16 protein-coding genes are annotated in these 13,169 nt (G+C 40.9%); 2 read left to right on the top strand and 14 right to left on the bottom strand.

Annotated features, from left to right (window positions below):
* Positions 1–4: 4 nt before the first annotated feature.
* From fliJ to flgB, 8 genes are all read right to left on the bottom strand, one after another.
* Positions 5–514 (bottom strand): flagellar export protein FliJ, encoded by a 510-nt coding sequence (gene fliJ, locus I858_RS01095; RefSeq protein WP_239457199.1) that lies wholly within the window; start codon positions 512–514, stop codon positions 5–7.
* Positions 477–1,793, bottom strand: a complete 1,317-nt coding sequence (gene fliI / locus I858_RS01090) for a flagellar protein export ATPase FliI (RefSeq protein WP_049693902.1) — start codon at positions 1,791–1,793, stop codon at positions 477–479. The genes fliJ and fliI overlap by 38 nt, the downstream gene beginning before the upstream one ends.
* Positions 1,774–2,571 carry a FliH/SctL family protein gene (locus I858_RS01085; protein WP_049693901.1) on the bottom strand — a complete coding sequence of 266 codons (798 nt, stop codon included), beginning with the start codon at positions 2,569–2,571 and terminating at the stop codon, positions 1,774–1,776. The genes fliI and I858_RS01085 overlap by 20 nt, the downstream gene beginning before the upstream one ends.
* Positions 2,564–3,577 (bottom strand): flagellar motor switch protein FliG, encoded by a 1,014-nt coding sequence (gene fliG, locus I858_RS01080; RefSeq protein WP_049693900.1) that lies wholly within the window; start codon positions 3,575–3,577, stop codon positions 2,564–2,566. Before fliG ends, I858_RS01085 begins: the two co-directional genes overlap by 8 nt.
* An 11-nt stretch (positions 3,578–3,588) precedes the next feature.
* Positions 3,589–5,232, bottom strand: a complete 1,644-nt coding sequence (fliF, locus tag I858_RS01075) for a flagellar basal-body MS-ring/collar protein FliF (RefSeq protein ID WP_049693899.1) — start codon at positions 5,230–5,232, stop codon at positions 3,589–3,591.
* Positions 5,233–5,239: 7 nt separating this feature from the next.
* Positions 5,240–5,536, bottom strand: coding sequence for a flagellar hook-basal body complex protein FliE (gene fliE / locus I858_RS01070; RefSeq protein ID WP_049693898.1), 297 nt, complete (start codon positions 5,534–5,536; stop codon positions 5,240–5,242).
* A gap of 394 nt (positions 5,537–5,930) precedes the next feature.
* Positions 5,931–6,386 carry a flagellar basal body rod protein FlgC gene (gene flgC / locus I858_RS01065; RefSeq protein WP_049693897.1) on the bottom strand — a complete coding sequence of 152 codons (456 nt, stop codon included), beginning with the start codon at positions 6,384–6,386 and terminating at the stop codon, positions 5,931–5,933.
* A 5-nt stretch (positions 6,387–6,391) separates the two neighbouring features.
* Positions 6,392–6,793, bottom strand: coding sequence for a flagellar basal body rod protein FlgB (gene flgB, locus I858_RS01060; RefSeq protein ID WP_049693896.1), 402 nt, complete (start codon positions 6,791–6,793; stop codon positions 6,392–6,394).
* 382 nt (positions 6,794–7,175) lie between these two features.
* On the opposite strand from flgB, the gene I858_RS01055 reads away from it, so the two are divergent.
* On the top strand, positions 7,176–8,012 hold the full coding sequence (locus I858_RS01055) for a flagellar hook-basal body protein (RefSeq protein WP_049693895.1): 837 nt from the start codon (positions 7,176–7,178) through the stop codon (positions 8,010–8,012).
* Between the two features lie 14 nt (positions 8,013–8,026).
* Complete coding sequence (locus I858_RS01050) at positions 8,027–8,869, top strand: flagellar hook-basal body protein (RefSeq protein WP_049693894.1); 843 nt, start codon at positions 8,027–8,029, stop codon at positions 8,867–8,869.
* Positions 8,870–9,226: 357 nt separating this feature from the next.
* Here the strand turns inward: I858_RS01050 and flgL are convergent, their stop codons facing one another.
* The 6 genes from flgL to I858_RS01020 all read right to left on the bottom strand — a co-directional run bounded on the left by flgL (position 9,227) and on the right by I858_RS01020 (position 13,159).
* Positions 9,227–10,108, bottom strand: coding sequence for a flagellar hook-associated protein FlgL (gene flgL, locus I858_RS01045; protein ID WP_049693893.1), 882 nt, complete (start codon positions 10,106–10,108; stop codon positions 9,227–9,229).
* Positions 10,109–10,125: 17 nt separating this feature from the next.
* A complete protein-coding gene (flgK, locus tag I858_RS01040) occupies positions 10,126–11,397 on the bottom strand; it encodes a flagellar hook-associated protein FlgK (RefSeq protein ID WP_049693892.1) in 1,272 nt (423 codons plus the stop codon).
* A 24-nt stretch (positions 11,398–11,421) separates the two neighbouring features.
* Positions 11,422–11,907, bottom strand: a complete 486-nt coding sequence (locus tag I858_RS01035) for a flagellar protein FlgN (protein ID WP_049693891.1) — start codon at positions 11,905–11,907, stop codon at positions 11,422–11,424.
* Positions 11,908–11,934: 27 nt separating this feature from the next.
* Positions 11,935–12,204 (bottom strand): flagellar biosynthesis anti-sigma factor FlgM, encoded by a 270-nt coding sequence (flgM, locus tag I858_RS01030; RefSeq protein WP_049693890.1) that lies wholly within the window; start codon positions 12,202–12,204, stop codon positions 11,935–11,937.
* Between the two features lie 33 nt (positions 12,205–12,237).
* Complete coding sequence (locus tag I858_RS01025) at positions 12,238–12,663, bottom strand: flagellar protein (RefSeq protein WP_049693889.1); 426 nt, start codon at positions 12,661–12,663, stop codon at positions 12,238–12,240.
* 70 nt (positions 12,664–12,733) lie between these two features.
* On the bottom strand, positions 12,734–13,159 hold the full coding sequence (locus tag I858_RS01020; protein WP_049693888.1) for a flagellar basal body-associated FliL family protein: 426 nt from the start codon (positions 13,157–13,159) through the stop codon (positions 12,734–12,736).
* Positions 13,160–13,169: the final 10 nt, after the last annotated feature.

Genomic DNA, 13,169 nt, shown 5'->3' with positions numbered 1-13,169 from the left:
ACGTTCAAGTTCCTTCCGCTAAATTGTTCGCTTTAGCTAGACGATAAAATCGCGTACTTGCCATTTCGTCGAAAAAGCTTTGTTCAGCAGCTTTATTTTCTTCTTTGAAATGCGTTAGTTTTTGTTGCTTCAAGTTTTCCCACGTTTTTTCTTCTTTTGCTTTTTCTTGCAGCACGCTTTGAGACGCTGAAACCTTTTTCTGCAAATATTCCAATTCTCTTTCAGAAGAAAGCGATTGATCTTGAAGCTGATAGATGTACTCTTCTAACATGCGAAGTTCTGAAATGTTGACGCCACTTTGCTGTTTGGCGTTTTTTAACTGCTCAATATCCATAATTTTTTTTTGAATCATTCTTTTTTGCTGATGTCCTACTTCATGTTGTTTCATAGCTTCAGCCATTTGGATCTGCGCAAAGCCCTTTTCATTTTCTTTTAAGTCTAATATTTTTTGAAATCGAAAGTTGAATTGTGTCAGTTTAAATTCCTCCAAATTGTGCGGATAGCCGTTCAACACTTTCTTCTATTTTGGCTTTCTCGTAAATGTCTTGTTGCAAGTATTCTCGAATTAGCGGATAGGCTCGAATGGCATCATCAATTTCCTTGTTCGCCCCACTCTTGTAAGCTCCGATGTTGATAAGATCTTCTGACGTTTCATACGCTGCTAACAGACGCTTGAAATCACGTGCGGCTTGTTGATGTTCTTCTGAAACCACTTCGTGCATGACACGGCTAACACTCGCCATCACATTAATCGCTGGAAATTGACCTTTTTGAGCAATTTTACGATCCAACACAATGTGACCATCTAAAATTCCGCGCACCGCATCAGCAATCGGTTCGTTCATATCGTCTCCGTCCACTAACACTGTATAAAAAGCAGTGATTGTGCCTTTACTAGAAGTGCCCGAACGTTCGAGCAGTTTGGGTAACAATGCAAAAACACTTGGTGTATAGCCTTTACTAGTCGGAGGCTCTCCTACTGCAAGACCCACTTCTCGCTGTGCCATCGCAAACCGCGTAACTGAATCCATCATCAACATGACGTTTTTCCCTTGATCCCGGAAATATTCAGCAATTGCGGTTGCAGTCAGAGCTGCTTTAATGCGCTGCATAGGTGTTTGGTCTGAAGTTGCTGCAACGACTACCGATTTCTTCAGCCCTTCAGGACCTAAATCACGTTCAATAAAGTCGCGAACTTCTCTTCCACGCTCTCCAACGAGAGCAATAACATTAATATCCGCTTCTGTGTTACGTGCAATCATACCCATTAACGTACTTTTCCCAACACCACTTCCCGCAAATACCCCAATGCGTTGACCTTGACCCACAGTCAGCAAACCGTCGATGGCACGAACTCCAACTTCTAAAGGTTTATCGATTCTTGGGCGCTTTAATGGGTTGGGAGGTGCGTTATTAGTAGAATATTTTTTCAAGCCACGAGGCAACAAGCTTTCGTCAAGCGGCATCCCCGTTCCGTCCAAAACTTTTCCTAAAATAGAAGGACCTACTTTAATCTGAAGTGGTCCTCCTGTTGCAACGACTAAACATCCCGGCCCCACTTGCGAAAGGTCCTGAAGTGGCATAAGCATGATTCTGTTTTCTTTAAATCCAACCACTTCTGCTTCGATTGGTGGCTCGTTGCGATTTGGATAAAGCAAACACAATTCACCAATTTTCGCATTGGGTCCTCGTGATTCAATCGTTAAACCAATTACTTGAATCACTTTCCCATGCTTTTTAATCGGTTCAATGTCACTCAGCAATTCCAGGTATTCACCTTCCCACAAGTTCATCGTTGGTTTTCTCCTCACAGTAAGCAAGCAATTGATTTTTGATTTCTTCTAACTGATTATCGATCATCGCGTCATAAGATCCACTTGCTGTATGAATTCTGCAGCCACCTGTTGTTAAGTTCGCTACAGGAACTAGTTTTAGTTCTGAATCGGCTTTAATGTACGTTTTCAATTCTTCTAAAAACGGAAGAATAATTGGATAATCTTTAGGAGAAACTTGCATGGTGACGTCTTCTACTTCTTCTACTTGCTTTAATGCATGCTGAATAATACTCACTAGCTGCTGTGTATCTTGTGTCAGTTCATTGTGAATCACTTTTTCGGCAATCGTCACACTCAGTGACAGCAAGAAAGGTTCTGCCTGCTGGATAATGTTCGCTTGTTCTTCGTAAGCGACTTCCAATAAATGAGTCATTTCCAACCTTTTTTCAACACTGTCTTGCTCTGCTTGTTCCAGGCCTTGTGTAAACCCCGTCTGAAACCCTTGTTGCTTGGCTTGTTGTTCGACTCTTTCTGCATGCTGTTGCGATTCTTTTTGTTTTTCTTGCCACCAGTTATCGATTTCACTTTGTGCATTTTGCTGGTCGCTTAAAATCTGAGTTTGCAATTGTTTACGTCGAGATTCCAACTCATTGATTTCTTGAAGCAACTGCTGACGTTGCTGTCTCGGATCTGATTCTTGATCCCTATAAACAGTTTTTTTAGTTTCGATTTTACGTGTTTGAATGACTTTTGTTTCTTCAGAAAGGGGTTGAGAAAGCCGAATGATATTAGACAATTATTTCTTCTCCTCCTCCACGCGACACATCAATTTCCCCTTTTTCTTCCATACTTCGAATCAAGCCAACAATATTTGTTTGCGCATTTTCCACATCTTTTAGTTTCACAGGACCCATAACTTCGATTTCTTCATGGATAGTCTCTGCTCGACGTGTCGACATATTTTGATAAATACTGTCTTTTACTTCTTCGCTTGCTACTTTCAATGCAAATGTCAAATCAGCATCGCTGACTTCACGAACAATTCGTTGAACAGAACGACTTTCAAGTTTGACAATGTCCTCAAAAACAAACATCCGTTTCTTGATTTCTGAAACCAATTCGGGATTGTCTTTTTCAAGTTCGCCCAAAATAGATTTTTCTGTACTTCGGTCCACATTGCTCAACACACGAACAATTGCTTCGACTCCTCCAGTCGCGGTATAATCTTGGCTGCCAGTCGCAGTCAGCTTGCGCTCCAAAATTTGCTCGACTTGATGAATAACGTCTGGTGAAGTACTTTCCATTAAAGCAATGCGTCTTGCAACTTCTGCTTGTTTTCCACTTGGCAGCTCTGCCAAGATTTTAGATGATTGTTTGGCGTCTAAATAAGACAGCACTAACGCAATGGTTTGCGCTTGTTCGTGTTGAAGAATATTCAAAATCTGATTGGGGTCAGCTTTTCGAGCAAAACTAAATGGCTTTACTTGAAGTCGGTTCGACAAACGGCTGATCGTGTCCATCGCTTTGTCTTTTCCCAGTGCTTGCTCGAGAATGTTTCGGGCATAAACTAACCCGCCCTCATTCATATAATCCTGTGCTAGAATCATTTCATAAAATTCATTAATGACTCTTTCCGTTTGGCTGTTTTTCAGCTGCCGGACATTGGAAATTTCCATCGTCAGTTGATCAATTTCTGGCTCTGTCAATTGCTTAAATATTTCAATAGAAACTTCAGGTCCCAAACCAACCAATAAAATGGCTACTTTTTGAATCCCTGTCAACTCATGTATTCCTCTAACCATTAGACACTCTCCTAGTCATCTGCCATCCATGACCGCAACAATTTTGTAAAGTCTTCAGGTCGCCCTTTAGCCAATTTTTCAATCGTTTTGCGTTTCGGATTTGATCGATTGCTAAACTCTGATAAGTCGATTTCTTCATCTTCGATTTCTACTTGATTTGATTTAGCTAACGCTTTTTCAAATCCTTCAAAACTATATTCCGCTTCTTCTAAATTGGTTTGGTTTTTCTTTTTACGTCGCATTATTAATGCGATAACAATAACCAATAACAATATAATTGCACCAGCAACAGCTAGAATGAGAGCCGTCGGAATCCCTGCTAAAAACGTCGTTTCTGGTTTTTCATCTTCAATTGCCGGACGTCCTTGGAATTCGGTTGCAAAAACTGAAATTCGGTCTTCCAATTCGATATCTGTTGCTCTAAAATCGTTCATACTCAATGACGTACTAACAGCGTTTTTTAACAAATTACTAATATCCGTAATGTTTTCTTGCGTTAAGCTAGCTGGGTTTTCAGCAACAGGTGGTTCCACTCCTACATTAATGGTAATGTCATCAATCACGTAAGGACTTTTCTCGATTTGTCGATTGATCCGGTTTACTTCACTGTTAATCCGCTCTTCTGTTCGTTCCGATTTGCTATTACCAGCTCCGTCTGCACCTGGGTAATTGGCAACTTCGGTTTCGCCGGTTCCTGCTGCGTCTTCAACAACTGTACCTTCACTTGAATACGTTTCGACAATTCGTTCCACACTAATATCTAATCCTTCGAACTTTTCAAGATCAACAGGTTCTACCAATTTCTCTTCTCGTTTTTCTTTTGTAAAATCGATACTTGCCATAACAGAAACAACCACTTTATCTTGTCCCAGTAACAATCCAAGCATTTGCTGCAATTCACGTTGAATATCTTGCTCGATGCCTTTTTGAATTTCGCGGTGTTGTTGATACGCCGACAAATTCGTATCCACTTGATTAGCATCTTGCACTTCAAAAACTTGGCCATTTTGATCCATAATGACAATTTGTTCAGCTGGTAAACTTGGAACTGACTTACTGATTAAATGATAAAGCCCGTTAATTTGTTTCTGATCTAATTGCAGTGTCGAATCACCTTTGATCACAATGGAAGCTGTAGATGTCTGTTCTTCATCGGTAATCCAAATGTTTTCTTTTGGCAATGTAATCATGACGTTTGCTTCTGTCACGCCATCAATTTGTTCAATCAAATACGCCAGCTCATTTTGCATAGCATCTCGTTCTACTACGTCAAAATGGCGGTCCGTCATACCAAGCCCCATATTTTCACTGAATGTTCCATAATTGACATTGCCATTTTTCGGTATGCCTTCTGCTGCTAAACTCACTTTTAAATTAGCCAAATGTTCTTCTGGCACACTGATGGTTTTACCATCTGCTGACACCTCTACTGGAATTGCTTGTTCTTCGATAGCTACTTTAATTTCGCCAGCTTCAGCCGCTGATAAATCTGAATACAAGACAGAAAAATTGGATTGATTGCTAAAGAAAACGAAAACAGCCAGAATAATCAAGGTGATAAAAAAAGAGCCAATAACAGACCATTTGGTTACAGGAGAAAAACTAGTCCATGACTCACTCAGCTTCAATTTATATGCTAAAAACTTCTCTTTCATTTATTCGTCATACTTGCATTCTCATTACTTCTTGGTAAGCCTCAACAACCTTATTGCGTACTTGCATCGTCATCTGCAACGACAAGCTAGCTTTTTGTGACGCAATCATCACTTCGTGCACATCTTGAACTTCTCCTGTCACCAACTGATTGGTTAATTTATCTGATTCATTTTGTGCTTTGCTTACTTCTTTCAACGCATCTTTGAATATTTCCCCGAACCCTTCAACTTTGTTGTCTGGCTTCACTTTGTCGAATAATTGGTTTTGAATAAAAGGCGTTTGAATTCCGCTAATTTTTTCCATAGTGCCTCCTAGGTAGTTATAGTAGGTTTAGATTTATCGTTTTTCTGTAGACATTCCGCAACATAGCTCCGCTTTCCTGCGGGCTTGCGCCGAACTAACTCGGGCTAAACGCCCGAGTGGATTTCGGCACTTCGCTATCCCGCGGGAGTCTCCGCTATTTTGCTACATGCCCTAATAGTTGAAACCACTTATTATTTCACTACTCCTAGAAGAAAGAGCGGAAGCGGCGACTGGGGGATCAGCGCGAGCTGAAGACCCTTGACTGAGCGCAGCGAAGGAGAATCGACTAAAGCAGTGCCTTGGCAGCTGATGCGACGTCTTGTCGCATCAGCTGCATAACCCAAAAAGCGTCCGCCTAGAGCGATTTCTTTGCCCCTCGCTATCTAACCATAAGTTATTTCCCGATTTCCAAAGCTTTCATAAACATGCTTTTGGATGCATTCAATGCGGTGACGTTCGCTTCGTATGAACGCGTCGCAGACATCAAATCGACCATTTCTTTTAAAGGATCCACATTCGAAGTTCGTACATAGCCGTCTTCTCCTGCATCTGGATGATCTGGATCGTAGTTTAATGTGAAAGGTGTGTTGTCTTCTCTGATTTCTGAAGCTTTGACACCGCTTACTGCATGATTGCCTCGGTTCATGACCGACTGCAATTGATTAGCAAAAGGAGATACATCGCTTTGCGACAGCTCTACCGTTTTTCGGCGATAAGGCATCCATTCGCCATCTACCAGTTCGGCACGATTTGTGTTGGCGTTGGCAATATTAGCCGAGACAACGTCCATACGAAGACGATTTGCTGTTAGCCCGGAAGCACTAATGTTAAAGCCATTAAATAAACTCATCTTTGCTATCTCCCTCCATTAATTACTGAACTGAGACTGTTGAGTTTGCCGTTGACTCGTTCCGTAACCGCGTTATACCATAATTGGTTTTTCGCCAGTTCTGCCATTTCTACATCCATATCGACATTATTGCCATTGTGGTTGTATTGAGTAGAATTATTCGTCAGTACTTTGGTAGTTGAGTTTGAAGATTCATTACTAAAAGACAAATGACGATCACTTGTCTTGTAGCTCGAAAGACCCTGATTAGTTATTGCTGTATTTAATGATGCTTGAAAATCGACTTTTTTACTTTTGTAATTAGCCGTATCAACATTTGCAATATTGGCTGAATGAACACGTTGACGAAGTGTCGAAGCAGATAAAGCTTGTTCCATAGATTCTAATGATTTAGGGAATATATTCATTGATAAACTCCTTTTTTTAACAAAAATTCTTGATTTAAAAACCCACCTTTGGATAAAGATGGATCAATAAGTAGAAACTTTAATGATTAACTATCTATATCTTTCATTTAATAAACGTTAAATCTTGAGATTTTATCTTTTTAATAGCTTTTATTCACCGTACAACTATCAGTTTCTGCTATTAAAATAATTATTTCGTACTATTTTCTAATAATAATACCAAAATGATAGTATCACGATTCAATAATTTTGTATATTTTTCTTTTTATAAAAATTAAAAGATATTTTTTCCATATTAATCTAAAAGTCTCTATTTTTTTTCTAGTTAAAATGTTATGATACGCGAGGAATATCGAAGCTACTTTTGAGAGGAAGAAATGATATGTTTCGTGGGTTATATACTGCTACATCAGGCATGATGGCTAACAATAGACAGCAACAAATATTGACAAATAATCTTTCTAATGCGAATACTCCTGGTTTTAAAGAAGACCAAACCGTATTCCGCGCTTTTCCTGAACAGCTGATTAAAGCAATTGAAGGCGGTAAAAAAGGTACAATAGTCTCACAAAATATTGGTACTTTAACAACTGGTGTCTACACCCAAGAAGGAATTCCCTCTTTTCTTCAAGGTCCTTTAAGAGAAACAGAAAATTCAACAGACATGGCATTGCTAGATGAACTATTGCCTTTGAATCCTGACACTCAAACTAAAGGTTCGATGGTTTTTGCTGTCACTGCAGAAAATGGAGAGACACGTTATACCAAAAATGGCACTTTTGCTGTAGACACTGAAGGATATTTAACGACTAGCGAAGGTTTTGCTGTTTTAGGAGAAAATTTACAACGCATACAAGTCGGTTCAACTGATTTTACTGTACAAGAAAATGGGCAAGTTGTGTTAGCTGATGGCACACGGGAAAACCGTTTATGGATCGGCTATACTGACAATTCTGATCAATTTGTAAAAGAAGGTCAAAATCTCTTGCGCTGGGCAGGTAATCCAGAAGCGCTTCCTCAGTTTGTCGATACCGTCGATTTGCTTGAGGGGACGGAGAACTTTCTTAAACAAGGGTTTGTTGAACAGTCGAATGTTGATTTGACGAAAACCATGACAGACATGATGACCACATACCGTGGTTTTGAATCGAACCAAAAAGTAATTCAAGCTTATGATCGCAGCATGGAAAAAGCCGTCAATGAAATTGGACGTGTCTAGGAGGAATTAACCTATTGAATATCCAAATGAATACAGCAAGTAACACGATGAGCGAGCTGCAAAAAAAAATAGATTTGATTGGTAACAATATAGCGAACGTCAACACGACTGGCTATAAACGACAAGAAGCCAGTTTTTCAGATGCACTTGTTCAGTCAATCGAAAAACAAGTAGGTCAAAAAAATGAAGTGGGACGTACGACGCCTTTTGGCTTACGCGTCGGAGCTGGAGCGATTCTTTCGCAAACTGCCGTTCGAAACGAACAAGGATCTATTCGACAAACCGATCGCCCACTGGATTTTATGATTCAAGGCGAATCTGCTTATTTTCGTGTAGCGTCTGAAGAGAATACCTTTTATACAAAAGATGGATCGTTTCAAGTTCAACCCGTTCCAAATTCAAATCAAGTAAGCTTGGTCACGGCTACTGGCGATGCTGTCTTAGGAGCTGATAATCAGCCAATTCTTTTTGGCGCTGACTACAAAGATATCCAATTAGCTGGAAATGGATCGTTAACAATTTCCTATAAAGATTCCACTAACCCGCCTACTGAAATCCAAATGGGGATTGCCCAAATAAACAGACAGAATGCGTTAGAAAAAATAGGTGAAAACCGATTCCGCTTAATCGGTACTGAAGCTGAGCAAGTAGCAAACGGCAATTTGCAGCTAATCGATTTGTCTCAACAAACAAATGGAACGATTGGCATTAAGCAAGGTGCGCTGGAAATGTCGAATGTTGACTTAGCCGATGAAATGACTGAACTGATCACAACTCAGCGATTATTCCAATCACAAGGAAGAGCCATTTCGTATGCAGATGACATGATGGGCTTGGTTAATACCATTAAAGGATAACGAAAAAAAGCAGTCACCCCACGGGGTTGACTGCTTTTTTTTATAAATTAAAGTTTGGTTCTGATATTCCGCAAAATAGCTACGCTTTCCTGCGGGCTTGCGCCGAACTAACTCGGGCTCGCCCGAGTGGATTTCGGCACTTCGCTATCCCGCGGGAGTCTCCGCTATTTTGCTGCATATCCTACTAGTTAAAACTAGTATTTTTTATTGTTTCATGACATTTAACAGAAAGAGTGGAAGGCGGCGACTCCTGGGGGATCAGCGCGAGCTGAAGACCCTGGACTGAGCAGAGCGAGGGAAGCGGCTGAAGCCGTGCCCCCCGGAAAGCGTCCGCCTGGAGCGATTTCTACTTACTTCTTATCTCAAAAAGTCCATCAAACTGGGTTGAATGATTTTTGATGTTGCAGCGAGACTTGCTTGGTAGATGCTTTCTTCACTTTTTAACTTGATCATGGCTTCTGCGTAATCGATGTCTTCTACTCTCGACAACATCGATTTGATTTGAAGGTTACTGTCTAGTAATCGATTTTCTACTGCTTCCATGCGGTTTTGTCTGGCTCCGTTCTCAGCACCGACTGTCAACAAACGGTCGATTCCAGCATCGATTTTTTCCAAATCGATGGAAGTTCCAGCCTTCAAATCAGCAGATATGCTTTCGAGTGTGCGGAAAAGATTAGTGGCGTCTTCTGAAGCTCCAAACAGTTGATCTGGCAAGACACTCGATTGAATGTTGATGCCTTCTCCGATGGTGAACGTTTTAGCCACAAGCTCTGTGCTGTCAGTTGCAAAATTTCCTTTTTCAGGAAAAGGCAGTTGATTTGTTTTTTGGCCATTGAATAATGACTTGCCATTCACTTTTGCATTGGCCAATTGGCGAATGTGCTCTGTCAATTCTCCGATTTCGGCATCCATCGCTGCACGGTCAACTTCTGAATACGTGCCGTTATTGCCTTGAACAGCAAATTCGCGAACTCGCTGCATGGCGTTTACCATGGAGTCAATATTTTGACTGGTTTCGTCCATCCACAGTTTGGCTTCTCCTGTGTTTCGCTCGAATTGTGCATTGGTTGCAAGCGTACTTTTCAAGTTCATCGCTTTGCTAACACCATTCGGGTCGTCTGACGGGCGGTGAAGAAGTTTGCCGCTCGCTACTTGGTTGTTGGTTTTTTCAAAGCGGCTCAAGTTTTGGCTCATATTGCGTATGGCATTTTGGTTAAGCATCTGTTGTGTAACTCTCATTTAGCTCTCCCCTTTACTTACCGGGCAGCCATTCGGTTGATGATGGTATCAAGCATTTGATCCGTCATTGTTACTAAACGCGCTGCCGCATTATATGAATGCTGATATTTAATCAAATTGGCCATTTCTTCATCAAGTGAAACACCTGTAACGGACTGTCTACGATTTTCTGTCGCTTGCAGAGCCGCTCCATGATTGGTAACCGAGTTGGTTGCTGCCTGACTTTGTGCGCCTAATTGACTTACTAGTTTTCTGAAATCACGTTGTGCAGCTTCAGAGGTTTCTGCTGTCGCCACCGGTTTTTTCAGAGCACTCGCTTCGTAGTTTACTTTTAGCTCAGACACATTAAAGTTTTCAGCATCTCCGATGAACAACGACTGATCTTTGCCGCCCATGGCTGACATTCCATTTGCTTGTGCAAAATCTTTCACCACTTTGTTCAAGCTGCTTTGATAGTTTGTTGCGATGTCTATAGACTCACTCAATCCGGCTAATTTGCCACCGTAAAGTTTGTTTCCATCTGTTTCGGTTTGAACATCGATTTCAGAAACGACTTCGCCGTTCACCAACGATTGATTGTTTGAGGCAAGGCTAATCGAATAGCTGCCATTTGATTTTTCATCTACTTTAATGGACATGAGTGTTGACAGTTCTTCTACTAACACATCGCGTTTGTCTTTCAAATCATTGGCCTGATTGCCATCATTCACAATGCTTTTGTTTAGTTGCGCAATTTGTTTTAAGTAACCATTGGCTTTATCTACTGTTTGTTGTGTTTGCTCTGTCAATTCGTTTTTCAAGCTGTCCATCGATTTGTTCATCGATTGGGCAACTTCAACCACTCCTTGTGCACGTTCTTTTACAATTGCCTGTGCTGCGGAACTGTCAGGTTCGTTAGCCAAATCTTGCCAAGCACTTTTCAATCCGTCCATCGCGCTATTTAAACCACTGGTGCTGGGTTCGTTGATGATGGTTTCCAGCCGATCTAAGGTTGTTTGTTTAGCTTGCCATTGTCCAAGTGTTTCTGAATGGTCTCGAACTTGTTGGTCGAGAAAACTGTCTCGTACACGAGTAATAGAATCAATCGTAACGCCTGTTCCAAGTTGACCGGTATGAGCGCCTTGGCCTGTCCAAACGTCTAAAGAAGGAGAAGCACTTGAATTTACTTGTTGGCGTGAATAGCCTTTTGTGTTAACGTTGGCAATGTTTTGTCCCGTCGTTGTAAGGCTTGCTTGCCCAACAGCTAATCCGCGTCGTCCTAATTCTAATCCATGAAATGTAGAAACCATTGTTTTCTTACCTCCCAACAATTCTTAAGCTCGTGTATCGAAAAAGCCTTGATTGTTTGTTTGTGGTTTTTGCAAAGTTGCTGGTGATTGATAATTGAAATGCTGTTGCTTTGATTTTGTTACTTGCGTAATCATATGTTGAACAAAGCTCATCGAGTCTTCAAGGATTTTTTCGTTTGTTTTGTTTTTCGCTTGAAGCTCTGTCAAAAGCATTTGTAACGTTGTCAATTGGGAGTAGAGCTCTTGTTTTACTTCTTCATCTGGAAGTTGTTCGGCAAACTGGCTAAATGTTAAACCCGGATGCTCTTCCAACACGTCGGCTACGAGTTGCTGCCGTTCGTCTTCTAGTTGGCCTAGCTGTTTGACCAGCTTCGACTCTTCTTTCACAAGCTCCGTCAGTTCATCGACTTTTCGTTCGATCAATACGGTCTGCTTGCGCTCGGCATAACGGATGAGCTGTTTTTGTATGCTGATCAATTCGTCCAGCGTATTGGTTACTAAGTTCAGCATCCGATATCCTCCTTTTTAACACACACTTTATTTGTCAAACCAAAATTGATGAACTTTATCGGCTACTTTCCTAGCATCAACTTGGTATTCACCTGATGCTACTTGAGCTTTTAAGAGTTGGATTTTTTCTTGTCTTTCCACATCCACGCTGGTGTTTTTTTCGAACATGGCTTTTGCTTCGTTTGAAATTTGCAGTTCGTCCTCTTTTTGCAGTGGCTTCGTTTTTGACACAGGAGCCACTTGCATTTTTTGATAAGATTGAATAAAGGAAGAACTATTTGTTTTATCGATATTCATTCCTTCACCGCCCTGTCGTTTAGTTTCGTTCTGTTAGCGTATTTTCCAATATTGTGCGTTAACCTTTGGCCTGACTCGTTTTCTTCCTGTTTCTTCTAAGAATTTATCATTTTTCAATGTCGCATCAATTTTCGATGAAAAATCCTCGAAACAGTCACTGCACAAGATCTGCCTTTTGATTACTTTACCACAATGCTTACACGGGTAACCCAAATTGGCGAAGTCCTCTGCGTAAATACGGCCGTCACGAATAAATTCGGCGATTTGTTTGACAGAGACCGTTGTCGACTCGCTGACTTCTTGAATATCCGCAAAGCGATTGGCTTCGATTTTCAAAAATTCGTTGACTAACTTGAATTCTTCTTCGATTTCCTTGTAGCAGTCCAGGCAATAATCAGTGTAGTCTTTAAAGAATAATGTGCCGCAAATCCGGCAATTATCCAGCTGATTTGCTTTCATATGCACCCACCTGACCTTCTCTATAAATTTATATCGGCAAATTCCACAAAATGTTTAGCGGAATTTGTGATTATTGCAATTTAAATTCAGTTACCAATACGCGTTCGACTGTGCCTTTTTCAAAAACTTCGGTTAACCGCGTTACAAGTTCTTCCTCGATCATCGTAATGCCGCTTTCTCCAATCAATTCTTCCTTGGTAAAACTGGCGACTGTTGCAATAATTGCCGCACGCACTTCAGCCGTCCGTTTTTCAGCTTCTTCTTTTGTGTCTTTATCACTCAGTAAAATATTAAATTGAACAATCCCGAAATTTCCAGAAGATGCTAGGTTGGTCGTAATAATATCGGTGTCAATGCTTAGTTCTGCTACTTCTTCGGCACTTAACGACGTTTCTTCTTCAGCTTTAACATCTTTTTGCAGGAAGTAAAACGCGGCTCCGCCTCCAATAACGATGGCAATAATCACCACACCTATAATTTTCTTTAGTTTTCCCATGTTACACCTC

The organism is Planococcus versutus (assembly GCF_001186155.3).
Lineage (GTDB): Bacteria > Bacillota > Bacilli > Bacillales_A > Planococcaceae > Planococcus > Planococcus versutus.
The sequence above is the reverse complement of the archived record's forward strand: the minus strand, read 5'-3'. Positions and strand labels throughout refer to the sequence as shown.